Raw genomic sequence first — 24,825 nt, 5'->3', positions numbered from 1 at the left:
AGTTAGAGGGTATTCATTGATAATTTGCGCTAAATACCCCCTAACTCGGGTATGAATGAACAAAGAATGACTATGGAGGTGGGAAGTGGAGCTATTCAGGCGCGAGAACTATCTCAGAAAGATCAGGGGCTTCTATCATGATGATGAAATCATAAAGGTCATTACCGGCGTGCGGCGCTGTGGAAAATCCTGTCTCATGCAAACTGTCGCTCAAGAGCTCGTCGAGAGTGGCATCAGCTCGGCTTCCATCGTCTACTTAGATCTCGATAGTCGCAAGCTGCGGAAGGTCAAAACCGCCGACGCGCTCGAGGCTGCGATTGATGATGCTTCCGCCGACGCACCTGACGGATTGAGATACCTATTCATTGACGAGGTTCAGAACGTGAAGGGCTACGAGGAGGTTGTAAACGCTTTTCGCACCGATGGAGGTTGGTCGATTTTCATAACCGGCTCCAATAGCTATTTGCTTTCAGGTGAGCTCATGACCAAGCTGACCGGTCGCTACATCGAGTTCGAGATGCAGACGCTCACCTTCAAGGAGTACGAGGATATGAAGGCATTTCTCGGCAAGCCGATCGATCCCAACCCCGTGGTCGAGCTTGATGCTTATATCCTCGAGGGTGGCTTTCCCAAGGCGCTTGGATACGAGACGCTCGCTGATAAGCGAGTCTACGTTAAGTCCGTTGTTGAGGAGATTTTAGAGAAGGATGTCCGTCGCAGGGTTCAGGTTCGAAACATGTCTGTATTCAAGACGGTCAGAAGGTGCATCACGAACAACTTTGGTGCGACGACGAGCCTGACCAATATCCTTGACGATCTCGAGCGGCAAGGCATTCACATCAAGCGCGAGACACTCGACCGCTACCTCAAGATTCTTGAGGATGCCAAGATTATCAGCAAATGCACGCGCTTCGACATGAAGTCGCGCAAGTCACTCAAAGGTGAGCAGAAATACTATCTCGCTGACCTGAGCTTCTACTTCGCGCTGAACACGGACAACCGCATCAACTACGGGCCCGTACTCGAGAACATCGTCTATAACTACGCCCGAAGCCTGGGCTACGAGGTGAGCGTAGGGCGTATCGGCAAACTCGAGTGCGACTTCGTCATGCGGTCGCCTGAGATGGAGTACGCCTACGTGCAGGTGGCGATGACCATCATGAACGACCGGAAGACTGAGGATCGCGAGTACTGCCCGCTCGAGCGGATACAGGACAACTGGCCCAAGTTCGTCATCACGCGCAGCGACCCCATCCAGTACCGCAGCGGCATCGTGCACGAGAACGTGACGGAGCTGATCGGGGAGGGGCGGACGTTCGGGCTGGCACAGGCGAGCGTTTCGGCGGGAGCGGACTACTAGGAAGTTGCTTTTATCTGCTCGACCCGAAGGCAGAGTAGGCAAAAGTTTCTGGATGTCGCAAGAAAAATGCGCTCGAAGGTGCGCACCCGTGACCGCTAAATGATTGGGGGTTTACGGTTTCAAGTATAGGAAGCTTCTCCCACCCACTTCATTTGTCGACCATTTCGCGCGAGATGTATCGCCAATTGCGGTAAGACCCGCATGATGTGTTTCTTCCAACTGATGGTTGTCCAATCGAGTCTTATGACGCCACTACAGATTCATCATTCGGTGTCCCTCCCTCGGTTTCATTATCCGTGGCAAGGAGTTCTATGTCGGAAGCGAGTCGGTTCATCATGGAGGTGAGGCGTTCAACTAGCCGGGAGATATCTTTTGGGCAATCTCCTGTCAAAAGACGGCCCTTAAGTTGCTCGTACTTCCTCCCTTTTGCGTGTGCCATGCAGGCTGACCGCACCTTTTGCAGGTCGCGAAGGGGAGTAAGATCGGCATCAATCTTCAACCTGGATAGCGTTGCTCCGAGCTTGTTGATTCCGCCCGACTGCTCTGCTGACATTAATGCGGTTTCGTCAAGATAGTCAACACAATATTTAGTCAGATTGAGAATGACGGTGTCGAACTCCTGCCTCCCGTTGCCCGACGGGATTCTGATGAGTTTTTCCATATCACTTTCGTCCGAATGCAGGGGGCGAAATAACGGGTGGCCAAACTTTGTTGTCCAAGTATTGTTCAGCTTGTCACGTGCGGCGAATAACGCGGAAACTGGCCCCAAGGGAGCATCGAACGAGCAGAGAAAGTCCTCAGCGAAAGCTGTTTCAGACACGTGCTGTTCGGTAGGAGAAATCTCGTAGGTCAGAAAGTGCCTCCTCTCGCTTTGGGGCAGGTCCCTTCCGAGATCACCGAGGTAGACCATGACACGGCTTGGGATGGTATTGTCAATTTCAACGCTCCACTGCGTTCCGCAAGACAGGCGTCTTTCTGTCACTTTGAAATGAGGGGCGTTGCGGTATCGATCGAGTACATCCGGATTAAAGTACACCGGTGTTAAATAATGCGGCGCATCGGGGTTTGTCCCAAAGTAGTTTCCAAGCTTGCTGGGGTCGCAGGAAAATCGCCTGTAGCCGCCATCTGGAAGTTCTGCCACTATGAATTCGGGGAATTGCTCCTCGGTTTCTCTGTCATAAGGCCAGATCTTGCACTCATTAACTTTTTTTGGGTGCATGATACTGCGGGCAAATAGCATCGAAAACAGGTAGTCCCGCCCCTTTGTGCTCTGATACCAGATCTTATAGTGGTAGGAATTGCCTCGGCAATCCTCTTCACACATTGGTTCCGCTCCCATGGGGTAGCTTGTTTCTGAGGAGCGTCTGGAGTCAATAAATTGCACGTAGAGCATTTGCTTTGCTGCGATGTACCGCATGATGTAACTCGTTTTGAATCTGACTACATTATCGGCAATGTCGACGACCTTCTCCTCGCGGCCGCACTCATCAATTGCGTAGTAGCAGCCGTCCTCTCCCCGAAACAGCTCAAACAGAAAAACGAATTCCTGGTTTATGTGGAACTGTGCGGTTTCCAAAGCATGAAAGTAAACCTTCTTGACGAGGAAATCATAGCCATCGCTTCTACCGGTTTCATAATGTATCCCTGCGCTCGTTTCGCAGAATCCGGGATTAAATCCGTCTGCATCCCGAAGCCAATCGGTTCCATCGAGGATTTTGCTTTCATACTTGGTGTCTGCCAGACATGAGAAAACAGCCGGCATGGAGTAGGGGTCGTGGCTGGTCTGGTATACGGTTGTCCACACGCTGTTAAATGGATTTGCCACAAGCTGAATGATATCGATTTGTTGGAAGTGGGACGTTTCGAGGCCGAGATTAACGGACACCCTTTCAACTTCTTCTAGCTTATCTGCCATGTTGGTCTCCTGCGTTCGGTTGCCTAAATAGTTCCGTGAGCTCATCTCTGCCGATACTATTGTTTCCGCGCCGTTCCGGATGCTATTCTGGACATAATCTGGACAACAATGATAGCATGTCCAGAATAATGTCCAGAATGGGACGGGGGCACCGATGAGCGATGCGCTTGGTAGATATATCCAGGCAGGCGAGGGCATAAGCGTTGAGTTCAAGCGCTGCGGTGTCCAGCCGGGTCGGGATACGTTCGAGACCATCTGCTCGTTCGCTAACCGCCAGGGCGGCAGTATCCTCCTCGGCGTGCGCGATGACGGTGTCGTGGAAGGCGTCCCCGAAGCATCGGCGCTTTCCATCGAGCGTAACATCTCCAACGTCACGAGCAATCCGGATCTGTTCAACGTCTCCCCGTTGGTGGAGTTCGAACGGCTGCGCGACTCCGAGGGTAGGCTCGTCATACGGGTCTGGGTCCCCATGGGCCCGTCCCTCTACACGTTCAAGGGCGCCGTGTACGACCGCGTGGCGGACGCCGACGTGCGCGTGAGAGGCGATGCCCAGATCGCCTCGATGGTGACTCGCAAGCAGGGCTACTATTCGGAGCGGACCGTGTACCCTTGGGTGACCGAGAACGATCTGGAGATTGACCTTCTCGATGCGGTCCGCGATGCGCTGCGTGCAAACGACGCCGACCATCCGTGGCTCCCCCTCTCCGACGGCGAGCTCCTTTGCGCCGCCCGCCTCTACGGACGCGACCAGCTGACGGGGGAGCGGGGCTTCAATCTCGCCGCCGTCGCGTTGCTGGGGAAAGAAGATACGATTCTCGACGTCATGCCGCTCTACCGGACCGACGCGGTGCTTCGGCGCGTCGAGGCCGACCGCTACGACGACCGGCTTGTCTGCAGGAGCAACCTCGTCAGGGCCTACGACGAGCTCGTCGGATTCTGCGAGAAGTGGCTGCCTGACTCCTTCGTGCTCGACGGGGGGCAGCGCAAGAGCGCCCGCGACGTCATCGTCCGCGAGCTCGTGTGCAACTGCCTCATCCATCGGGAGTTCGTCAGCCCGCACATCGCCCGCATCACCATCGATGGGGAGGGCATCCGCACGGACAACGCGAGCCGCGCGCTCTTCGCCGGCCCCGTGACGCTCGAGAGCCTCGACCCCACGCCCAAGAACCCCATCATCGCTAACTTCTTCACCCAGATGGGGCGTTCGGAGGAGTTGGGGAGCGGGACGAGGAGCCTCTACAAATTCTCGAGGCTCTACACGGGGAGGGACCCCGTCTTGGAGGACGGCGATCAGTTCACCGCGTTCGTGCCGGTGCCACCCGTTATGGCGGGTGCGGCTGGGAGCGGGGGCGACCATGATGCCGCAGCGGGCGCGGAGGGAGGCTGGGCAGTCGGCGCGCCCAGGGGGAACCGCACGCGCGAGGAGGTGGAACGGGTCGTCGATGACCTCATCGCCCGCTACGGCTCCTTCCCCGCATCGGCCGTCAGCGAGCGGGTTGTGAGCGTCGGCGAGAGGACGGTGAGGCGCTACCTCGCTGATATGGTGAGGGAAGGCAAGCTCGTTTCTGCCCCGCGCGGCAGGTCGACGACTTATCGGGCCGGTAATCCGACCGACAGCCTCGGAGGTAATCGGTGGGATCAATCTTACTAGAGGTACCCATCATCCACGTGACATGCGGATTGCTTCCGGGAAGTCGCCGACCGATAAAGGGGCGCTGAATTCATTTTTGAGTTCAACTCTGGTGTTCGAGAGCCGACTGCTTTCAGTAAATGGGGAGACGGCGTCGCACCGCGTAGACGAAAGACCATGGAGCTGTACGCTTAAAGAAGAATCCGTCTGCTGCGAACTGCTTGTGGCACAGCACGGATTCGACGAGCCCGTCTCCCAACAGCCAAGTTCCCGCGAAAGCATTCCCGGTCGCTTTTTGTCCGCACTCGCTGGTATGGTTGCACTGTCAGGGTTGCATGGGAGGAGAGACGATGGCGCGATGGTACGAATCGGGGGACATCTCAAGCCTGCGTACGATGCCGCCGGAAAAGATCCTCTGCGTCGATGTCGAGACCACCGGGGTCGATCCTTCACACGATGAGATCGTGCAGATCGGGGTCATCCGGGGTGACGGGGAGATTCTGGCATCCCAGTACGTACGACCAGAACGCCATACAGACTGGCCCGCAGCACAGAGGGTCCATGGCATCACCCCGGCTACCGTAGCAGATTGCCCGCCTCTGACGCATTTTGCTCGAAAGCTTCAATCTTATTTTGCGGGCGCGCACCTCGTTGTCGGATATAACGTCGGCTTCGACCTCGCCTTTCTGCGTGCTGCGGGAATCTTGCACGAGCCTGTCCCCACGTTCGATGTCATGAGGGAGTTCGCTCCCGTAGCTGGCCGTTGGGATCCGGTTCGACGGAAATACGCGTGGGTCTCCCTCGAATATTGCGCGCGTTATTACAGCTTCCATGGCCGCGCCCACGACGCGCTAGAAGATGCACGGGCAACGTTGTGGTGCTTTTGGTCAATGCTGGAGCGCGGCGGCGGATCGCCGGTTTCATCTCCTGCCCGCTCATATCTTGACATCGTCGAGCGGTTTGCGAAGCGGAGGTAGCGCGATGTCTTCTTCACGGCAGGGAAAGGAGAAGCCCATGGATGCGGTCGCGAAACTTTCAAGGCAGGCGCGCTCGCTTTGGGCGAAGGCAGCGCCCGACGAAGAAGAAGCGTGGCTGCCGCTCTTCATACATGCCAGTGACGCCGCGCGTACCATGGTACGGCTGTGGGATGGTTGGTTGTCGAAGAGCGCCCGGAGCCTCTTTGCGCGTCGGTGCGGCGGTAACGAGGAGCTTGCCCGCAAGTGCCTCGTCTTTCTTGCCGGTGCACATGACATCGGGAAGGCGACCCCTATCTTCCAGGTGAAACCTTGCGGACGTAGCAATGATGGGGAGCTCCAGAGCCTCTCGTGGAGGCCGGAAAAGGCGGGGCTCTATATCGACCCAACCCTTTCATCAGCGCGTCGACCTACCCACCCCATCGCCGGTCAGGTGCTCGTCGACCGTTACCTCGAGACGGTGTTTGCTTGGCCTTTTGAGCCGGCGGATGCCCTGGGCTCGATTGTGGGGGCGCACCACGGGAACGTGCCTGAGCGACGGCGTGTCGGAGAGGCGTTTGACGATACGCGGGCGATGGGCAATACTCCCGACGCATTTGGCCAAGCATGGCGTTCCGTCCAGTTCGAACTGCTCAATTACGCTCGCAGCATGGCGCGCGTCACCGAAGCGGATGCTTTAGCGCTCAAGACGTTTTCATGGGACGCCCCAACGGAGTCGGTGGCATGTGGGCTTGTCATCATGGCGGATTGGATAGCGAGCAACCGGGATCTGTTCCCCCTCATCCCATCGCTTTCGAGCGGGAGCACGCGGGCTGATGTCCCGGCGACCTGGGATGATGCGGCACTCGAGATGCGCGCCGAGCACGCTTGGCGGACGCTGGGCCTTTCACCAAGTTGGGTCGGCGAACGGCCGAAGGCGTCTGATGAGTGGTTCCGTACCCGGTTCGGCTTGCCGGATGGTGCGGAGCCGCGTCCCATTCAGCGAACGGCGATGGAGATTGCCGAGCAGATGGAGGAACCATCTCTTTTGGTGATCGAGGCGCCCATGGGCGAGGGGAAGACCGAGGCGGCGCTTGCTGCGGCGGAGATCATGGGCGCGCGCTTCGGTTGCGGCGGGGTATGTGTGGCGCTTCCCACCATGGCGACGACGGATGCCATGTTCGGCCGTGTCCATCGTTGGCTGGAGCACATGCCGACACATGATCCTTCCAGTATTTTCCTTGCGCACGGCAAGGCGCGGCTCAACGAGGAGTATCAGGGAATCGTGCGCTCTTCCCGCATGCGCCACATACCGAGCTCCACGGGCTTGACCGCGGAGAACGACCCCGCGGGCGATGGACTCGTCATCGTATCCGATTGGATGCAGGGGCGCAAAAAAGGCATGCTGGCGAACTTCGTGGTCTGCACCATCGATCAGGTACTCATGGGCGCGCTCGATATGCGGCATCTCGCCATGAGGCACCTCGCGCTGGCGAGCAAGGTGGTCGTTATTGATGAGTGCCATGCGTATGATAGTTACATGCAGCAATATCTACAGCGCGTCCTCGAGTGGCTCGGCGTATGGGGTTGTCCGGTTATCCTGCTTTCGGCAACGCTGCCGCCCCATGTGCGCGATGCGCTTGTCGCAGCGTATCGCGATGGTCGTGAAGCGCGGCGGGTGCCGCTCACATCTTCTGCGGACGGCGCCAGCCTGCTTGCCTCGTTGCCCCGTGGAGGGCGTTCCCGTGCTGCGCGTGCTCGTGAAAAGCACGTGGCGCCGGCGGCAGTTGCACCATTTGCGCATGCCGGGGACGATCCCTACCCGCTCCTCACGATCGCATCTGCGTCGCGGGTGGAACAGCGAGCTTGCTCGCCTTCATCCCGGGAAGCAGTGGTGGACGTCGCACTGTTTTCTGACGGCGTCGACGAGCTCGTCTCGCTGCTTGAACGAGAGCTTAACGATGGCGGCGTGGCGGGCGTTGTGTGCGACACCGTTACCCGCGCTCAAGCAGTGTACCGAGCCGTGAGGGAGCGCTTTGGGGCGGATGAGACCGTCCTCATCCATGCGCGCTTCATGGACTTCGACCGGATGGAGAACGAGAACCGCCTCCGTAGCATGCTCGGGCCAGATGCCACACACGCCAACGGTCGGCGTCCCAAGCGCCTGATCGTGGTGGGCACGCAGGTGCTCGAGCAGTCGCTCGATATCGATTTCGATCTGCTCGTTACCGATATCGCCCCCATCGACCTCCTGTTGCAGCGCCTGGGCAGGGTTCACCGGCATGCCCGCGGTTCCGGGGAGTGTGACCGGCCCGCTCGCCTGCGGCGCGCGCGGTGTTTCGTTCGCGGCGTTGAGGGCACAGGCGAGGAGGGCCCGTCGTTCGCTACTGGCATCACGCGCGTATACGATGCCGCCTCCCTCATGGAAACACTGGCGCTGATACACCTGCGCGATCGGGCAGCAGCGGCAGAGATTTCTCTACCGGGCGATATCGCGCAGCTGGTGCACACGGCCTACTCCCCAAAGGCGGCAGCGATGATTCCCCTGAGCTGGCGACCTCGATACGAGGAGGCGTGCACCCAACGTCAACGCATGATCGAGGATAAGCAGCGGCGTGCCGAGATGTACCTGTTGCCTTCGGCCAAGCAGCTCATCTGTAACGGCAAGACGCTCACAGGCCTCTTCACTCATGCGATCGAGGATGGATCCAAGGATCGGCTGAACGAGGATGTCGGGCAGCGCGCGGTTCGTGATACCCAGGAAACCGTCGAGATGCTGCTCGTGCGCCGTGAGGGTGCTGGCGTGGGCCTGCTTCCGTGGATCGGCGACGAGCGCAGCGGGGTTGCACGTGGCGAGGAGCTGCCCACGATGTACGAGCCCGACTGGCCGCTTGCGTTCGTGCTGGCACAGTGCGCGGTGCGGCTGCCGCTCTCGCTCTGTCGTCCTCAGCAGCTCGATCAGCTCATCGAAGAGCTGGAAGACGGTTGCGAGCGGTGGGTCGCAGCCTGGCAGGAGGTTCCCGTACTCGCGGGTCGCCTGGTATTGGCTCTGGATGAGCGTGATGACGAGCCGGGTGCGTTCGAGGCAACGCTGCTCGATCAGCGGTTGAGATACACCAGAGAGGAAGGATTATCGACCGCTCACCGATGATTTATCTATTTCTCTTTTCAGTTTAAAAAATCGTTCTATTCTAGAATCGCACCGCGGATGCAATTTCAGTTCATCACGGAATTGCCCCGCAGGCGTGTGTTCGCCATCCGGCGAGTTGGACCTTGAAAGGAGAAGATCTCAAGGCTGTTCCCCACGTATGTGGGGGTTTCGAAACATGAAGCTATGGTCAGTATGGAAAGGAGGAACGAATGGATCAGATAACTACGAAGTACGACCTACGAACCGAGCCATGGATTCCCGTCGAACGCATAGACGGTACCCAGGCGACCGTATCGATACGAAACGCCCTGTGCGAAGCGCATCGCATCCGGCGTATCTCGGGAGAGATCCCGGGGGAGAACATAGCGCTTCTCCGTCTGCTGCTCGCGCTCGTCTACTGCATCTACGAGATTCCTGAACACATGGGGGAGGAAGAGAAGCGGCGCATCTGGCGAGAGTTGTGGGAGGGCGGCGCGTTTCCGGCAGATCGCATAGATGGGTACCTCGTCGACTTTCCCCATGAGTTCGACCTGTTCGATGACGAGCATCCGTTCTACCAGGTTCCCCACCTTGTCTATATGGGTGGCAAAAAGGAATGCGACCCCGTGAGCGAATGCATGATCGATGTTCCCAAGCCGGAGAAGTTCCTATTCTCCATGCGGAGCGCCGAGCACCTCGATGCCCTTCCGTTTGATCTTGCGGCGCGGTATCTCGTGGTGGCTCAGGCGCTCGATAAAGCAGGGATCAAGACACCTGTCGAGGGCAATACGTCGGCCAAGAGCGGCAAGGCCTATGCCCCCAAGGGCGCTTTGGGCACGGGCTGGTGCGGTGCGTTGGGCGGCGTCTACCTAGAGGGAAAAAGCCTTTTCGAAACGCTTGTGCTTAACTGGGTGCTGTTTCTGAGCAACGTGTCCGTCACTGCGAGCGATGACTTCGCTCCCTGGGAGCGTGAGGTTCCGTCACCCGATACATGCCAACGCGAGCCGACCGGCCCCATCGACCTGCTTACCTGGCAGAGTCGCAGAATCCGTCTCGTGCCAGACGAGAGCGGGGCATTCGTTCGCGGCGTCATCATCAGCTACGGTGACGTGCTGGTTCCCGCGAACAAGCAGCGCTTCGAGATGATGACGGGCTGGCGGGAAAGCAAGCAGCAGCAGAAAAAACTCGGTACGGCAACCGTTCCGCTCATGCCTGCTGCCCTCGATACCGCTCGCGCGCTGTGGCGCAACCTGCCGAGCTTGTTGGCGGTTGCGGAGGAGGAGCGACTACGCCCCGGGGTCATCCGCTGGATGGGGGAGGTGCAGGACGTTCAACATGCGGATGATTGGCGGTTCAAGCTCCGCATCGTGTGCCAGGGGGTCAAATACGGCACGCAAAGCAGCGTCGTCGACGACGCCATGACCGATACGGTCGACCTGCGCGCGACGCTCATGCGCAAGGATTCCGAGGCATTGACCAACATGCTCGAGTTGATTCGTCAGACCGACATCGCCGTCGGCGCCTTCGTGAAATTTGCCCAGAACATCGAACGCACCCAGGGCGACAGGCGTCGTTACGAGACGTTCTCAGACGCCGCCGCCCAGGCAACCAAAGACGATATGAGGGAACGCGCCTACGACGCTTTGGACGCGTTGTACCGTCGACGCATCGCGGATTTCCCCGATCGCGATGTCGCGGCATATTGCGAGGCGTGGCGCGCAGAGGCACGCGGGATTCTGAGAAAACTTGCTCAGGCATACGTTTCCCGCCGTCATATCTCGTACTTTGCAGAGCGCGATGAGGTGTCTGCAGGCAGGGCACTGATGTGGTTCGAGCGCGACCTTGCGCAGGCACTTGCATGAGAAAGGAGGGCGGATATGTCATCGCTCTATGAACGCGCGAACAAGGTAGCGCTGTTCGTGCAGAGAAAGATCGTCAACCTTCAACGCGCGTATGTGAATAAGGGAGCCGGTGCCGCGCAGGCTCGCGCTACGCTCGCGCGCCTGCGTCGCCTTGGAATGCCCGGGGGCGCATCTTGGATCTCTGTAGGAGAGGATTTGTTCGAAGGCATCTGCGACCTCGGGCTATCCGGGGTGGATGAGGCCAGGGCGCTCGGGGCAATCGCGGCGTCCCTGCGACTCTATGCCTACCATCAGCAGTCCCGGACCGTTCCGATGGCAATGACGGAAGCTCCCGGAGCATCCCGCAAGCGGCGGCGTTCTTTTGGTTGGTCTTGCCGGCGCATTGAATACGACAGGGAGAAAGCGAAGGGAGTGCGCCGTCGGATGGCTGCTATCGAGAGCGCTCGCGACCTCGACGGCATCGAGCATCACATGCGCGCCCTCATCATGCTCATGCGGGATAAAGCCGTTCAGGTCGACTACTTCCTTCTCGCGTGCGACCTGTATCTCCTGCAAATCCCAAGCGCCCGCAGCGACGTGTTCATGCGCTGGTCGAAGGATTATTTCACCGCAGAACCCGACGATGCCCCTGCGGATTCAATGGCCGGCACATCCGAAAACAACCAGAACTAGGAGGTACTTCATGTATCTTGATATCTATGCGTTGGAGAGCGTTCCGCCCAGCAACATCAACCGCGACGATACCGGGAGCCCCAAGACCGCCGTGTACGGCGGTGCGCTGCGCGCACGCGTCTCGAGCCAGGCTTGGAAGCGTGCCATGCGCGAGATGTTCCCGAGTCTCTTGCCCGAAGGCCAGCTCGGCGTCCGCACAAAGTTCGTCGTTCCGCTTATAGCCGAGCGCATCGCCGCCAAGCGCGAGGACCTTGCGGATCGAGCGGAGGATTTCGCCCGGGCGGTGCTGGATGCCACGGGTATCAAATCTACCGAGACCGACCGCAAGGGCACCGATGAAGGAACGCTGGCGACGAGCTACCTGGTGTTCATCGCTAACCGCGAGCTCGATGACCTTGCCGACATCGCGATTGCCTGGGCGGATGAGGGCGTTGACCCCAAGAAGGTCGACGCGAAGGCGAAGAAGGCCGTCCAGCAGGTGTTCAAGGGGATCCAGGCGGTGGACATCGCGCTGTTCGGCCGTATGCTCGCCGACGCCACGGACCTTAACGTCGATGCGTGCGCGCAGGTTGCCCATGCCATCTCGGTCAACGAGATCTCGCAGGAGTACGACTACTTCACAGCCGTGGACGATTGCGCTTCCGATGACAACGCAGGCGCGGGGATGCTGGGCACGGTGAGCTTCAATTCCTCGACCCTTTACCGGTATGCGACCGTGAACATCGATGCGCTTGCGGAGCAGCTCGAGAGCGCCGAGGCCGCAGCGGCCGGCGTGGCTGCATTCGTCGAGGCGTTCGTCACCTCGATGCCTTCGGGCAAGCAAAACACGTTTGCGAATCGCACCCTGCCGAATGCGGTTGCCGTCTCCTTGCGCGAGGACCAGCCGATCAACCTCGCCTCTGCTTTCGAGTGTCCCGTGTATGCCGAGCGCGACCGGTCCATCACGCAGATCGCAGCTGATCGCCTCGCCTCGTGCGCCCGCGATGTTGAGGCGGCCTATGCTCGGCCGGCGGCACAGAGCTGGCATGTTTCCTACGGCATCGATCCTGCGAGCTTGGATTATTTCGGAGCGGGCGTGTCCTTCGATGCCCTCATGGACGCAGTGCGCGCAGCCGTCGGCGCCGCGCTCGCGCCGAAGGAGTGATCATGTCGGTGCTTCTGCTCCGCCTTGCCGGCCCTATGCAATCGTGGGGCGACTCCTCGCGCTTCGCGCGCAGGACGACGAGGCGTGAGCCCACGAAGAGCGGCATCGTCGGGTTGATCGCCTCCGCGCTCGGCCGGACGCGTGAAGACCCGGTCGATGATTTGGCGCAGCTTGAATTGGCCGTCCGCGTCGAGCAGCCCGGACAGCTCATGCGCGATTTCCAAACGGAGCGGCCTTTGCAGGGCAAGCCCATGCCGCTGTCCAATCGCTACTACCTAGCGGATGCATGCTTCCTGGCGGCGCTGGGAGGATCGGATGAGCTGCTGCGACGCATCGAAGCCGCGCTCAGGCTGCCTCGTCGCCCCCTATACCTGGGAAGGCGATCGTGTCCGGCTGATATGCCGCTGTGCCTGGGTATCGATTCCGATGCCGATGACGTGCGCGCAGTGCTCTCGGTGGCACCTTGGGCGGCTTCCGAGCACTATAAAGCGCGCCATTCCGGTGTGGCCTCGCTTGAGGTGGTTGCGGATGCGCGCGATGGTGAGGTTTGCGAGAGCTGGGCAGACTATCCGCTGACTTTTAGCGCTTCTGGACGGCGTTATGCGTGCCGGCCAGTCGTTCGTTTGCGGGTGCCCAATCCGGATGTGGATGCATCCGATGCCGGGGAGCCGGTCGAGAACGCGTTTCGCTCTCGAGGTGACGAATCGGTACCCGAGCACGATCCGCTGGGATGGATGGAATGAGGTGAACCATGTACCTATCACGAGTTACCTTGAGCCTATCGCGCGTTGATGCCATCGCGTTCGCAAGCTCGCCGTATCGGATTCACGCCGCGGTCGAGCAGGCCTTTCCGCCCCAAGCTGCGCGGACGACGGATCGAGGAAGGATCCTCTGGCGCTTGGATGAGGTACCCGGCGCCGTGGACGAGGCGTGGCTCTATGTGCTGAGCCCGGAGCGCCCCGACCTCACGCATATCTGCGAGCAGGCGGGGATGCCGGGGAGCCCCTCATGGGTTACCAAGGCGTACGCTCCTGTGCTCGAGCGCATCGCTTCCGGGCAGCTTTGGCAGTTCAGGCTCAAGGCGAATCCGGCGCGCAAGGTGTTCGTCGATAAGGGGACGCGCGCCCGCGAAGGCGTCGTCGGAACGATCCAGGGACATGTGACCGAGGCTCAGCAGCGATCCTGGCTGCTTGACCGTGCCGAGGCCCATGGGTTCCGCATCGCGCAAACGGAAGAGGGCTTTGATCGGCTTGTCGTGTCGCACCGGAAGCGCGAGGTGTTCAAGCGGAAGGAAGGCGTGGTCACGCTTACGACCGCCCAGTTCGATGGCGTGCTCGAGGTGACCGACGCCGAGGCGTTCCGGCATGTGCTCGGGTTCGGCCTGGGGCGTGCGCGCGGCTTCGGGTGCGGTCTCATGACGATCGCGCCCGCGGGGGAATCCTGCCATGCATGACGGAACCGACGACACGCGCTTGAGTGACGCTGCCGCAGGGGGCGGTGCGACCCCGTCCACCGTCCCTCCCGTTCTGGCGGACCTCGTTCGCGCGGACGAGCGCATTTCGTTTCTGTATTTCGAGCACTGCGTGGTAAACCAAGCGGAGAACGCTATCGCCATCACCGACGATGAGGGAACGATACGCGTCCCGGTTGCCACGCTCGGCGTATTGATGCTGGGCCCGGGCACTACCATCTCTCATAAGGCTATGGCGACGATAGGGGAGAATGGCGCGAGCGTGGTATGGGTGGGCGAACGCGGTGTGAGGATGTATGCATCGGGACGCCCGCTCACCCATTCGAGTCGCCTGCTCGTGCGCCAGGCCCGTCTTGTTTCGAATACGAGGACGCGCTTGGCCGTCGCGCGACGGATGTATCAGATGCGCTTCCCAGACGAGGACGTGAGCTCTCTCGCTATGCAGCAGCTACGCGGCCGCGAAGGAGCGCGTGTGCGCAAGGTGTACGGGCACTGGTCAAAGGAGACGGGTGTCGAGTGGAAGCGGCGCGACTTCGATCCCGACGATTACGATACCGGCTCGGAGATCAACAAGGCGCTTTCTGCCGCCCACGCATGCTTATATGGAATCACCCATGCGGTCATCGTCGCGCTGGGCTGCTCTCCCGGTTTGGGATTCGTTCATACGGGTCATGAGCGCTCGTTTGTATACGACATCGCAGACCTATATAAGGCCGAGCTTTCGATTCCCGTGGCATTTCGCACGACGGCTGCGAAGCCTGATGATATCGGTGCGGCGACGCGAAAGAATATGCGGGACGCCCTGTATGACCTTTCCATCATGAAGCGCATGGTATCTGATATCACCCATTTGCTCATGGAAGAGGATGGGGAAGCTGATGCCGATGAATCTGACGAGCTGTGGTTGTGGGACGAGAAGCTCGGCGAGGTTGCGGCGGGCACGCTATATGCAGACGCTGCGGAGGGTGATGCGTGATGGTCGTGATGGTGCTGACTGCCTGTCCGACGGGCGTGCGCGGTGATTTGACTCGATGGTTGCTTGAGATTGCTCCCGGGGTGTTTGTAGGGAGGCTGTCCGCGCGGGTGCGGACGCGGCTTTGGCTCCGTGTGTGCTCCCTCATGAAATCTGGCAGAGCGATCATGGTTTATAGCGCACGTAATGAGCAGCACCTTGAGTTCGAGGTGTTCCAACCCGACTGGAAACCGGTGGATTGCGATGGGGTGAGACTCATCAAACGTCCCGCCGGCACCGATGATGCGACGCTGATGGGGTCTTTGCCATCGGGTTGGAGCAGCGCTTCGAAGTATCGGAGGGCGCGTAAGTATCGCGGTTGACCCAAACTTCGCTCGATATAATGAAGCGGAATACTGAGGCGCCCCGCGATGTTAGCAGGTATCGAAGTGTGCTCCCCGCACACGCGGGGATGATCCCGGGCAGGGCTTCAGCTCTTCCATTCCTCCACCGTGCTCCCCGCACACGCGGGGATGATCCCGCCCCGAGCACCTCGGCCGCCTCTTCAAGCACGTGCTCCCCGCACACGCGGGGATGATCCCGACACGTGGTACGAGACCGGTTTCGACCGTCAGTGCTCCCCGCACACGCGGGGATGATCCCTATTCACCGGCGATGACGTTGAACGGCTTATCGTGCTCCCCGCACACGCGGGGATGATCCCGTTGATGCGATCGACCTCGGTGTGCTCGATGGGTGCTCCCCGCACACGCGGGGATGATCCCCTGGGGCTCAATCCACCTAATGGGCGCATATCGTGCTCCCCGCACACGCGGGGATGATCCCGAGGATTCGCGCCACCTGCGCCCATGGGAGTTGTGCTCCCCGCACACGCGGGGATGATCCCTGCGACGGGAGGGCATGTTGACGGCACGCGAGGTGCTCCCCGCACACGCGGGGATGATCCCACGTTCCTCATCCACTCGGGGCGGCCGAGGCCGTGCTCCCCGCACACGCGGGGATGATCCCCGGCGGTTGCCGGTGGTGTCCGTGAGGAACGCGTGCTCCCCGCACACGCGGGGATGATCCCCTGCCGCCGGGCGTGTCGCCCGAGGACATCGAGTGCTCCCCGCACACGCGGGGATGATCCCGCTCCGGTTCGCCATGTTTTTACCGTCTGAGCGTGCTCCCCGCACACGCGGGGATGATCCCCTGCGCGAGGTCGATGAGGATGCGAAAGCATGGTGCTCCCCGCACACGCGGGGATGATCCCGCCAAGGCCGCGGAGATGCTTGCCTCGACCCGGTGCTCCCCGCACACGCGGGGATGATCCCCCGGAGATGGAGCCGCGCGACCTGCTCGCCAAGTGCTCCCCGCACACGCGGGGATGATCCCGATCGCGGATGGGACGTCGACGCCATGGCGCAGTGCTCCCCGCACACGCGGGGATGATCCTACCTTGCGACGTTCGCAAGTGGTGCCATAGCCGTGCTCCCCGCACACGCGGGGATGATCCCCGCGTGGGAGTCCCGAACCCTCCAGCTCGAACGTGCTCCCCGCACACGCGGGGATGATCCCCGGCGGCAGTCTGCCAATCCATCGCACCGCCTGTGCTCCCCGCACACGCGGGGATGATCCCGTAGCCGGCCCGAACGACCACGTCGGCTTCGTGTGCTCCCCGCACACGCGGGGATGATCCCAACTCCTCGAACCCCTGGACGGTCTACCCCAAGTGCTCCCCGCACACGCGGGGATGATCCCAGGAACAGGGCGCCGTGGTCGCGCTCCAGCTTGTGCTCCCCGCACACGCGGGGATGATCCTTCGTCAAGCATGGTCTGTCCTTCCTATCCGTCGTGCTCCCCGCACACGCGGGGATGATCCCCAGCCGGGAACCCCAAACCATCGACCTCGAACGTGCTCCCCGCACACGCGGGGATGATCCCTCCCTATGGATGTCCTGCAGCCTGTACATGAGGTGCTCCCCGCACACGCGGGGATGATCCCTGCAAGCACAACGGCGTGCGCGTCTACGGCTAGTGCTCCCCGCACACGCGGGGATGATCCCGGCCGTCCGCGCCCGTGGTGTTGAACTCGATGGTGCTCCCCGCACACGCGGGGATGATCCCCACGCGGGCGACGAACGACTCGCCCACGCCGAGTGCTCCCCGCACACGCGGGGATGATCCCTACGAGTATCACGAGGGTGTAGTCGCAAAGTCGTGCTCCCCGCACACGCGGGGATGATCCCTACGAGTATCACGAGGGTGTAGTCGCAAAGTCGTGCTCCCCGCACACGCGGGGATGATCCCATCCTAGGACTCATCTCCGGTGGTGCCACCCTGTGCTCCCCGCACACGCGGGGATGATCCCAGCCCCGGGCTCGCGCCCATCATCTCCGCCTTGTGCTCCCCGCACACGCGGGGATGATCCCTCACCCACGAGCGCCCCGACAGTTGGGAGCGCGTGCTCCCCGCACACGCGGGGATGATCCGAGGAGGAGTACTACGACAAGAAGGAGGGCGCGGTGCTCCCCGCACACGCGGGGATGATCCCCTTCTTGACGAGCGTGAAAGCCTGGGCAAGAGTGCTCCCCGCACACGCGGGGATGATCCAGCGCATCGCCGAGATCTCGCCGACCTTCGGGAGTGCTCCCCGCACACGCGGGGATGATCCCCTTCTTGACGAGCGTGAAAGCCTGGGCAAGAGGTGCTCCCCGCACACGCGGGGATGATCCCCGATCGCGCGACCTCCTCGTATCTGCTCGCTCGTGCTCCCCGCACACGCGGGGATGATCCCCTAATCCTCGGCGGAAACTGGCCGCTCGGTGAGTGCTCCCCGCACACGCGGGGATGATCCCACCATCACGCGAAAACTGCGCGAATACCACGCGTGCTCCCCGCACACGCGGGGATGATCCCAGCGCGCCCTCCTCCGGGATGTGCCGGAGCTCGTGCTCCCCGCACACGCGGGGATGATCCTCCCAGACGGGTATGCGCGATATGGGGCGCAAGGTGCTCCCCGCACACGCGGGGATGATCCCTTCACGCCGACCTCGACCTTGCCGTGCCTCCAGTGCTCCCCGCACACGCGGGGATGATCCCATGAAGGCACGTGTCATCGACGAGCGCGACGCGTGCTCCCCGCACACGCGGGGATGATCCTACACGACCGCCGCGCGTCGTGATGCGTATATTGTGCTCCCCGCACACGCGGGGATGATCCCAGCGAAATGGAGTTGAAAGATTACTACCGTAAGTGCTCCCCGCACACGCGGGGATGATCCTTAACGCGGGCGATGAAAATGGCCAATAAGGAGGTGCTCCCCGCACACGCGGGGATGATCCCCATAAGCAGTCGGTCGCATGCAGTTCGCAGACGTGCTCCCCGCACACGCGGGGATGATCCCCATGCCAGGAAGAATTCATGCCCTCCGATATAGTGCTCCCCGCACACGCGGGGATGATCCCGGTCACCGGAATCGAACGCATGGATCCGGAAAGTGCTCCCCGCACACGCGGGGATGATCCCGAGCAATCGCATTTGATTCCAGATAAAGCCGAGTGCTCCCCGCACACGCGGGGATGATCCCTACCAGGCGTTCTCGGCCGAGGCCATCATGGCGTGCTCCCCGCGCACGCGGGGATGATCCCACGTAGGGCAACGCGTTAAATCGCTGCTAGATGTGCTCCCCGCGCACGCGGGGATGATCCCGCTCCCACGTCTCGCCGCCGTCCTCGCTCACCGTGCTCCCCGCGCACGCGGGGATGATCCCAGCCCCTGCCGCTCCTCGTTCTCGATGTACTCGTGCTCCCCGCGCACGCGGGGATGATCCCAGGGGTGCTCCGCGATACGAGTGCTTCGTCGAGTGCTCCCCGCGCACGCGGGGATGATCCCTACATGCCCGGCTTCTGCGCATGGATGGCCGGGTGCTCCCCGCGCACGCGGGGATGATCCCACACCTCTAACGACCGAGACATGCCGAACGAGGTGCTCCCCGCGCACGCGGGGATGATCCCTCAGCCGCCCTCACGTCGCCGCCGACGGCCTTGTGCTCCCCGCGCACGCGGGGATGATCCCGGCAGCACGACAGCCTGAAGCGCGCGATCATGGTGCTCCCCGCGCACGCGGGGATGATCCCGCCGTGGCGGAGACGATGGGATACGGCTCCTCGTGCTCCCCGCGCACGCGGGGATGATCCCCGGTTCGACGGCGAGCCCGACTGCTTGAGGGGATGATCCCACGGCGGCGGAGATACGCGCGTACGCGGAGAGGTGCTCCCCGCGCACGCGGGGATGATCCCAGACCCGGGCTCACCCCCATCGTCTCCGCTTTGTGCTCCCCGCGCACGCGGGGATGATCCCGTGCGGAACCGCGGCGGTCGCATCGTGAACACGTGCTCCCCGCGCACGCGGGGATGATCCACGTCTAGGTCGATGGCGAAGACGCCGCCGGACGGGTGCTCCCCGCGCACGCGGGGATGATCCCGACGAGGTCGTTTCGCTTCTGCCCCTGCGTCCGTGCTCCCCGCACACGCGGGGATGATCCCGCTTGCGGCGCGGTCGTGACCGGGAAGACCCGGTGTTCCCCGCGCACGCGGGGATGATCCCTACACCGATAACTCAATCAGCGCAGACTACAGGTGCTCCCCGCACACGCGGGGATGATCCCGACGTGCGCACGGCGGCGGTGACGCTCACGCTGTGCTCCCCGCACACGCGGGGATGACCCCGGTACCGACCCCGTGGGGATACGCCGTCGTGCGTGCTTCCCGCTCACGCGGGGATGATCCCCCGCCGAACCCGAACTACCCGGATGGCGAGCCGTGCTCCCCGCGCACGCGGGGATGATTCCGGGAAGTCAAGCTGGGTAATCTCCGGGCTGTCGTGCTCCCCGCGCACGCGGGGATGATCCCATCCGCATGCCGTACCGCGAGTACGCGGCGGAGTGCTCCCCGCGCACGTGGGGATGATCCCGCCTTGGCCACGCCGGAGTTCTTGGGGTTGGTGTGCTCCCCGCGTATGCGGGGATGATCCCGTGTTGATCTCCGTCACCTAGATGTAGGAGTCGTGCTCCCCGCTTATGCGGGGATGATCCTGGCGCGGGGACGCGCATGTACCAGAAGATCATGTGCTCCCCGCGCACGTGGGGATGATCCCACGTTGCAGAAGACCTTGCGCTTCGTCTCTTGGTGTTCCCCGCGTATGCGGGGATGATCCGTACGACACCGAGACGGCTGAGGAGGTCGCCGAGTGCTCCCCGCGCATGCGGGAATGATCCCTTCGACTACGACATTCAGAAGGTGCACGATGAGTGCTCCCCGCGCACGCGAGGATGGTTCGTAAAAAAGAAAAAAATGGGATGTAATCTAAAAAGCGCTCGAATCCCATTCCCGTTTCGGATAGGAGTTCGAGCGCTCCTATATTTCAGCACTGCCCACGCGTACGGAGCAACCCCTTATCGCAGCCCCGTCACCCTCAAACCACCACCGCAAACGCAATCGCGAGGTCGGCTTCGTTGCTGATGCTCACTAATATATGGCGCACGCCGGCCTGCTCGCAGATGCGCGCGAGCTCGGGCGTCATCTGCACGTGGGGGCTGCCGTCGTCCGCGGCGAGCGTCTCGACCAGTCTCAAATCGAACGTGCCTGCCTCCGTCAGATGCGCGAGCGCTTTGAACACGGCTTCCTTCGCCGCGAACCTGCCCGCCAGATACGAGGCACGCCCCGCACCCCGCTCCGCGGCCCCGGCCCGCTCGCGCGCCGTGAACGTCCGCGCGGTGAACCCGTCCGCCTCGCGGTCGAGACGCCCGATCTCGCTGATAGTGACCGCGTCGACCCCGATGCCGCGGGGCGTGCCGGCTCCGTCCATGACAACCTCGCTCGCCTCAGCCATCCAACACATCCGACGCTATTGTACGGCGAGTGAGGCCATCCGGGCAGTCTAGGTGAGGATGCGCTCCCATTCGGGGTGCTTCTCGAACCAGTGCACGGCGTAGCTGCAGGTGGGACGCGCCCTCCGACCGTTGCGCTCGAGCTCGCGCGCGCATGCGTCCATGAGCTTGCCGGCCATGCCCAGCCCGCGCAGGCTCGGGTCCACGAAGGTATGGTCAATATCCACGACGCCCTTGTCGCACGCGGGGAAGGTGACCTCGGCGGCCGCCTTGCCGTCATCCCCGAGAAGGCGGATGGCGTTCTCCTCGATGGTGAACTGCGGTTCGCGCTGCTCGTCCATGACCGACCTCCTCTAGAAGATGGGGCAGGCCGCGCCGTTATCGAGCTCCGCCTGCTCCTCGGGCGACACGCTCGGCGCCGCGCCGTCGGCGAACTCCTTGCCCAGGTACGCGATGATGTCGTCCGACTCGTACATGGGCGCGCCGTCGATGAACAGGCACGGCACCTGCGCCTTGCCGCCCACGCGTTCGAGCGTGGCGCGCGCCTCGGTGTCGGCCGTGATGTCGCGCAGCGGCAGCTCGATGTCGTGCTGGCTCATATAGAGGAGCACCTTGCGGCAGTAGGGGCAGGTCGGCATGATGTAGAGCTCGTAGGTGGTTGCCATGGCGGCTCCTTTCGGAATGCGGGGCGTGGAGCGCCTCCGCTGGAGAATATGTTGCCTCTCTTGTCCCCAATTCTGCCGTTGGTAAGCACGAGGCGCGTCGAAACGGGCGGCTGCTGCCCGCAGGCTTGAGCGGCTTGCGAGATTCGTCGCGCTCTAACGCGGAAGAACCCGTTCCGGATGGGCCGTCTGCCAATTCACGTGCCTAAATTTGTCAACTTTAGGCGCGAGGCTCCTTGCTGAGTGTGCTTCATGCGTAAAGTTGACAGTTTTGTGCCCGAAGCGTGGCATTGCGGCTCGCACACGAAGCGCCCGCCGCAGCCCACCGCCACCCCGCACCCCGCGCCCGCCCCACGCCCCCAACCCCCAGCTCAGCCTCCCAATGCGAAGACTTTGTGGAGCCTTATGGATACGCCCGCGCCCGTGTATACTACTGAAGCTGTGCCTTTATGGGGAGGATTCTGCCTCGAAGCTGCGCCGATGGGTTGCAAGGCAACGCGCGGGGGAGAACTCGAACCGGCGGCACGCATGTCAGTAGTGGTCCGCTGGGGGCGAGCGCAAGGGGTGCTCGCGGGTCCCATGACCACCGAGGGTTAGGATCATTGAATGATCAGCATGATTCTCGGCCGTAAGATCGGCATGACCCAGGTGTGGGACGACGAGGATAACGTCGTTCCCGTCACGGTCATCCAGGCTGGCCCCTGCGCCGTCTCGCAGGTTAAAACCAAGGCGACCGATGGCTACGACGCCGTGCAGATCGGCTTCGGAGACATCAAGGTCAAGAACGTCAACAAGCCCATGGCTGGTCACTTCGCCAAGGCCGGCGTCGAGCCCGTGCGGTACCTCCGCGAGGTTCGCGTCGAGAACGGCGAGGACCACAAGGTCGGCGAGGTCGTGACCGTTGCCGATTTCGCCGACGTCGCCAAGGTCGATGTCATCGGCACCTCCAAGGGCAAGGGCTTCCAGGGTCGCATCAAGCGCTGGGGTCAGCGTCGCGGTCCCATGACCCACGGCTCCCACTTCAAGCGTCACCCGGGTTCCATCGGCCAGTGCGCCTACCCCGCGCGCGTCCTCAAGGGCGTCAAGATGGCCGGTCACATGGGCAATGAGCGCGTGACCGTGAAGAACCTGACCGTTGTCCGCGTCGATGCCGACCAGAACCTCATCCTCGTGAAGGGCGCCGTCCCCGGTGCCAAGAACGGCCTGGTCGCCATCCGTATGGCGTAATGCTCGATACGCTAAAGCCCACGTCATACCAAGGAGAACACGCACATGTCGAAATTTGAAGTCAAGAACAGCGAGGGTCAGAAGGTCTCTGAGGCCGACCTCGCTGCCGAGGTGTACGGCATCGAGCCGAACATCCACGTCATGCACCACATCGTGAAGTGCCAGCAGGCCTGCTGGCGCAGCGGCACCCAGTCCACCAAGGGCCGCAGCGAGGTGTCCGGCGGCGGCGCCAAGCCGTGGCGTCAGAAGGGCACCGGCCGTGCCCGCCAGGGCTCCATCCGCGCCGGCCAGTGGCGTCACGGTGGCGTCATCCACGGCCCCAAGCCGCGCCTCTACACCAAGCGCATGAACAACAAAGAGGTCAAGCTCGCCATGCGCTCCGCGCTCTCCGCGAAGCTGCGCGACGGTGAGCTCGTGCTCGTGGACGACTACGGCTTCGAGAAGCCGTCCACCAAGGCCGCCGTGGCCATGCTCAAGGCCCTCGGCATCTACGGCAAGCGCCTCACCATCATCGTTCGCGAGGACGACATCAACGCGTTCCTCTCGTTCCGCAACATCCCCAAGACGTTCATCATCACGCCCGATGAGGCCAACACCTACGACCTCGTCAACAACGGCGCTCTGCTGATGCCCGCCGATGTTGCCGTTCACTTCGGGGAGGTGCTTGCATAAATGACCGCCCACGAGATCATCATCCGCCCGATCGTGTCCGAGCGTTCCTTCGACATGATGTCGGAGAACAAGTACACGTTCGAGGTCGCTCGCGACGCGAACAAGTACCAGATCAAGGATGCCATCGAGGAGCTCTTCAACGTCAAGGTCACCTCGGTGAACACCATCAACGTGAAGCCCAAGACGAAGCGCGTGCGCTATGTGGCCGGCAAGACCCGCCAGTGGAAGAAGGCCATCGTCACGCTCGCCGACGGCGACTCGATCGAGATCTACGGCAACCAGGCCTAAACCTGGCTCCGTACGCCCGCTCCGGCGGGCATCGTATCGGGGGCTCGAAGATGGAGCCGCCCGGTACCGTGGTAATCCGGTGTCGACGCACCCGGGGGCGAACGCTCCCTATCCCTGATGCGCCGGCCAACGGAAAGAGACGAAAGGGATTGTAATGGCTGTCAAACACCTCAAGCCGACCAGCGCGGGTCGCCGTTGGCAGACGGTCTCGGACTTCGCCGAGATCACCTGCACGAAGCCCGAGAAGTCGCTTCTCGAGCCGCTGCCCAAGAAGGCCGGTCGTAACAACCAGGGTCGCATCACGACCCGTCACCAGGGCGGCGGCGTGAAGCGCCGTTACCGTCGCATCGACTTCAAGCGCAACAAGGACGGCGTGCCGGCCAAGGTCGCGACCATCGAGTACGACCCCAACCGCTCCGCCCGCATCGCCCTGCTCCACTACGTGGACGGCGAGAAGCGCTACATCCTCGCCCCCAAGGGCCTCAAGGTCGGCGACACCGTGGTGTCCGGCTCCGATGCCGACATCAAGCCCGGTAACGCCCTGCCCCTCGCGGACATCCCCGTGGGTACCCTCATCCACGCGGTCGAGTTCCAGCCCGGCAAGGGCGCCGCGATCGCCCGTTCCGCCGGCAACTCCTGCCAGCTCATGGGCAAGGAGGGCAAGTACGCCATCCTGCGCATGCCCTCCTCGGAGATGCGCCGCGTGCTCATCACCTGCCGCGCCACAGTGGGCGAGGTCGGCAACGCCGAGCACTCCAACATCGTGATCGGTAAGGCCGGCCGCAAGCGCTACATGAACGTGCGCCCGACCGTCCGCGGTACCGTCATGAACCCGGTCGACCACCCGCACGGCGGTGGCGAGGGCAAGAACCACACCTCTGGCCGCCCGTCCATGACCCCGTGGGGCAAGCCGACCAAGGGCTATCGCACGCGCAAGAAGAAGAAGGCTTCGAACAGCCTCATCATCCGTCGCCGCCGCAAGTAGTCCGAGATACCG

At 62.1% G+C, this 24,825-nt stretch carries 19 protein-coding genes and 1 CRISPR repeat array; of the genes, 15 read left to right on the top strand and 4 right to left on the bottom strand.

The genetic code is table 11. The annotated features are described in order from the left end of the window. Nucleotides 1-85 precede the first annotated feature (85 nt). Nucleotides 86-1,360, top strand: coding sequence for an ATP-binding protein (locus BN423_RS07665; RefSeq protein ID WP_019239677.1), 1,275 nt, complete (start codon nucleotides 86-88; stop codon nucleotides 1,358-1,360). Nucleotides 1,361-1,601: 241 nt separating this feature from the next. Here BN423_RS07665 and BN423_RS07660 read toward each other — a convergent pair whose 3' ends face one another. Further along, nucleotides 1,602-3,275, bottom strand: coding sequence for a hypothetical protein (locus BN423_RS07660; protein WP_019239676.1), 1,674 nt, complete (start codon nucleotides 3,273-3,275; stop codon nucleotides 1,602-1,604). A gap of 154 nt (nucleotides 3,276-3,429) precedes the next feature. Here BN423_RS07660 and BN423_RS07655 point away from each other — a divergent pair, with 154 nt between their 5' ends. The 10 genes from BN423_RS07655 to cas2e all read left to right on the top strand — a co-directional run bounded on the left by BN423_RS07655 (nucleotide 3,430) and on the right by cas2e (nucleotide 15,472). Continuing rightward, nucleotides 3,430-4,926 (top strand): RNA-binding domain-containing protein, encoded by a 1,497-nt coding sequence (locus tag BN423_RS07655; protein ID WP_019239675.1) that lies wholly within the window; start codon nucleotides 3,430-3,432, stop codon nucleotides 4,924-4,926. A 329-nt stretch (nucleotides 4,927-5,255) separates the two neighbouring features. Then, nucleotides 5,256-5,882: a 3'-5' exonuclease gene (locus tag BN423_RS07650; protein WP_019239674.1), complete on the top strand. Its 627-nt coding sequence runs from the start codon at nucleotides 5,256-5,258 to the stop codon at nucleotides 5,880-5,882. 37 nt (nucleotides 5,883-5,919) lie between these two features. After that, nucleotides 5,920-9,009, top strand: a complete 3,090-nt coding sequence (locus BN423_RS07645; RefSeq protein ID WP_019239673.1) for a CRISPR-associated helicase/endonuclease Cas3 — start codon at nucleotides 5,920-5,922, stop codon at nucleotides 9,007-9,009. A gap of 209 nt (nucleotides 9,010-9,218) precedes the next feature. Further along, nucleotides 9,219-10,850, top strand: coding sequence for a type I-E CRISPR-associated protein Cse1/CasA (gene casA / locus BN423_RS07640; RefSeq protein WP_019239672.1), 1,632 nt, complete (start codon nucleotides 9,219-9,221; stop codon nucleotides 10,848-10,850). A gap of 15 nt (nucleotides 10,851-10,865) precedes the next feature. Beyond that, nucleotides 10,866-11,522 carry a type I-E CRISPR-associated protein Cse2/CasB gene (casB, locus tag BN423_RS07635; RefSeq protein WP_019239671.1) on the top strand — a complete coding sequence of 219 codons (657 nt, stop codon included), beginning with the start codon at nucleotides 10,866-10,868 and terminating at the stop codon, nucleotides 11,520-11,522. 10 nt (nucleotides 11,523-11,532) lie between these two features. Further along, on the top strand, nucleotides 11,533-12,666 hold the full coding sequence (gene cas7e / locus BN423_RS07630) for a type I-E CRISPR-associated protein Cas7/Cse4/CasC (protein ID WP_019239670.1): 1,134 nt from the start codon (nucleotides 11,533-11,535) through the stop codon (nucleotides 12,664-12,666). Nucleotides 12,667-12,668: 2 nt separating this feature from the next. After that, nucleotides 12,669-13,409 carry a type I-E CRISPR-associated protein Cas5/CasD gene (gene cas5e, locus BN423_RS07625; protein ID WP_019239669.1) on the top strand — a complete coding sequence of 247 codons (741 nt, stop codon included), beginning with the start codon at nucleotides 12,669-12,671 and terminating at the stop codon, nucleotides 13,407-13,409. 8 nt (nucleotides 13,410-13,417) lie between these two features. After that, on the top strand, nucleotides 13,418-14,119 hold the full coding sequence (cas6e, locus tag BN423_RS07620) for a type I-E CRISPR-associated protein Cas6/Cse3/CasE (RefSeq protein ID WP_026097311.1): 702 nt from the start codon (nucleotides 13,418-13,420) through the stop codon (nucleotides 14,117-14,119). Beyond that, nucleotides 14,112-15,113 carry a type I-E CRISPR-associated endonuclease Cas1e gene (cas1e, locus tag BN423_RS07615; protein WP_019239667.1) on the top strand — a complete coding sequence of 334 codons (1,002 nt, stop codon included), beginning with the start codon at nucleotides 14,112-14,114 and terminating at the stop codon, nucleotides 15,111-15,113. Before cas6e ends, cas1e begins: the two co-directional genes overlap by 8 nt. Next, nucleotides 15,113-15,472 (top strand): type I-E CRISPR-associated endoribonuclease Cas2e, encoded by a 360-nt coding sequence (cas2e, locus tag BN423_RS07610; protein WP_019239666.1) that lies wholly within the window; start codon nucleotides 15,113-15,115, stop codon nucleotides 15,470-15,472. Before cas1e ends, cas2e begins: the two co-directional genes overlap by 1 nt. A gap of 68 nt (nucleotides 15,473-15,540) precedes the next feature. Then, nucleotides 15,541-20,429: a CRISPR direct-repeat array (repeat unit 29 nt; unit sequence GTGCTCCCCGCACACGCGGGGATGATCCC). A 135-nt stretch (nucleotides 20,430-20,564) separates the two neighbouring features. Here the strand turns inward: cas2e and BN423_RS07605 are convergent. From BN423_RS07605 to BN423_RS07595, 3 genes are all read right to left on the bottom strand, one after another. Beyond that, the gene (locus tag BN423_RS07605) at nucleotides 20,565-20,957 is read right to left on the bottom strand and encodes a holo-ACP synthase (protein ID WP_222859238.1); all 393 of its coding nucleotides are present in this window, start codon (nucleotides 20,955-20,957) and stop codon (nucleotides 20,565-20,567) included. Nucleotides 20,958-21,029: 72 nt separating this feature from the next. Continuing rightward, entirely contained in the window at nucleotides 21,030-21,320 is a 291-nt protein-coding gene (locus tag BN423_RS07600) for a GNAT family N-acetyltransferase (RefSeq protein ID WP_019239664.1), read from the bottom strand. Nucleotides 21,321-21,332: 12 nt separating this feature from the next. Then, nucleotides 21,333-21,644, bottom strand: coding sequence for a glutaredoxin family protein (locus BN423_RS07595; RefSeq protein WP_019239663.1), 312 nt, complete (start codon nucleotides 21,642-21,644; stop codon nucleotides 21,333-21,335). A gap of 603 nt (nucleotides 21,645-22,247) precedes the next feature. Between BN423_RS07595 and rplC the strand changes: the two genes are divergently transcribed. From rplC to rplB, 4 genes are all read left to right on the top strand, one after another. Then, complete coding sequence (gene rplC, locus BN423_RS07590; RefSeq protein WP_019239662.1) at nucleotides 22,248-22,868, top strand: 50S ribosomal protein L3; 621 nt, start codon at nucleotides 22,248-22,250, stop codon at nucleotides 22,866-22,868. A gap of 45 nt (nucleotides 22,869-22,913) precedes the next feature. Next, nucleotides 22,914-23,540 (top strand): 50S ribosomal protein L4, encoded by a 627-nt coding sequence (rplD, locus tag BN423_RS07585; RefSeq protein WP_019239661.1) that lies wholly within the window; start codon nucleotides 22,914-22,916, stop codon nucleotides 23,538-23,540. Next, nucleotides 23,541-23,828 carry a 50S ribosomal protein L23 gene (rplW, locus tag BN423_RS07580; protein WP_019239660.1) on the top strand — a complete coding sequence of 96 codons (288 nt, stop codon included), beginning with the start codon at nucleotides 23,541-23,543 and terminating at the stop codon, nucleotides 23,826-23,828. Between the two features lie 154 nt (nucleotides 23,829-23,982). Beyond that, complete coding sequence (rplB, locus tag BN423_RS07575; protein WP_019239659.1) at nucleotides 23,983-24,813, top strand: 50S ribosomal protein L2; 831 nt, start codon at nucleotides 23,983-23,985, stop codon at nucleotides 24,811-24,813. Nucleotides 24,814-24,825: the final 12 nt, after the last annotated feature.

It is taken from the genome of Enorma timonensis (assembly GCF_000321165.1).
GTDB lineage: Bacteria > Actinomycetota > Coriobacteriia > Coriobacteriales > Coriobacteriaceae > Enorma.
This window is presented reverse-complemented; position numbering and strand designations above follow the sequence as displayed.

Bases quoted from the DNA above. Each gene is read 5' to 3' on its own strand.
- BN423_RS07660 (WP_019239676.1), bottom strand. From the start codon at position 3,275: ATGGCAGATAAGCTAGAAGAAGTTGAAAGGGTGTCCGTTAATCTCGGC.
- BN423_RS07655 (WP_019239675.1), top strand. From the start codon at position 3,430: ATGAGCGATGCGCTTGGTAGATATATCCAGGCAGGCGAGGGCATAAGC.
- BN423_RS07650 (WP_019239674.1), top strand. From the start codon at position 5,256: ATGGCGCGATGGTACGAATCGGGGGACATCTCAAGCCTGCGTACGATG.
- BN423_RS07645 (WP_019239673.1), top strand. From the start codon at position 5,920: ATGGATGCGGTCGCGAAACTTTCAAGGCAGGCGCGCTCGCTTTGGGCG.
- casA (WP_019239672.1), top strand. From the start codon at position 9,219: ATGGATCAGATAACTACGAAGTACGACCTACGAACCGAGCCATGGATT.
- casB (WP_019239671.1), top strand. From the start codon at position 10,866: ATGTCATCGCTCTATGAACGCGCGAACAAGGTAGCGCTGTTCGTGCAG.
- cas7e (WP_019239670.1), top strand. From the start codon at position 11,533: ATGTATCTTGATATCTATGCGTTGGAGAGCGTTCCGCCCAGCAACATC.
- cas5e (WP_019239669.1), top strand. From the start codon at position 12,669: ATGTCGGTGCTTCTGCTCCGCCTTGCCGGCCCTATGCAATCGTGGGGC.
- cas6e (WP_026097311.1), top strand. From the start codon at position 13,418: ATGTACCTATCACGAGTTACCTTGAGCCTATCGCGCGTTGATGCCATC.
- cas1e (WP_019239667.1), top strand. From the start codon at position 14,112: ATGCATGACGGAACCGACGACACGCGCTTGAGTGACGCTGCCGCAGGG.
- cas2e (WP_019239666.1), top strand. From the start codon at position 15,113: ATGGTCGTGATGGTGCTGACTGCCTGTCCGACGGGCGTGCGCGGTGAT.
- BN423_RS07605 (WP_222859238.1), bottom strand. From the start codon at position 20,957: ATGGACGGAGCCGGCACGCCCCGCGGCATCGGGGTCGACGCGGTCACT.
- BN423_RS07600 (WP_019239664.1), bottom strand. From the start codon at position 21,320: ATGGACGAGCAGCGCGAACCGCAGTTCACCATCGAGGAGAACGCCATC.
- BN423_RS07595 (WP_019239663.1), bottom strand. From the start codon at position 21,644: ATGGCAACCACCTACGAGCTCTACATCATGCCGACCTGCCCCTACTGC.
- rplC (WP_019239662.1), top strand. From the start codon at position 22,248: ATGATCAGCATGATTCTCGGCCGTAAGATCGGCATGACCCAGGTGTGG.
- rplD (WP_019239661.1), top strand. From the start codon at position 22,914: ATGTCGAAATTTGAAGTCAAGAACAGCGAGGGTCAGAAGGTCTCTGAG.
- rplW (WP_019239660.1), top strand. From the start codon at position 23,541: ATGACCGCCCACGAGATCATCATCCGCCCGATCGTGTCCGAGCGTTCC.
- rplB (WP_019239659.1), top strand. From the start codon at position 23,983: ATGGCTGTCAAACACCTCAAGCCGACCAGCGCGGGTCGCCGTTGGCAG.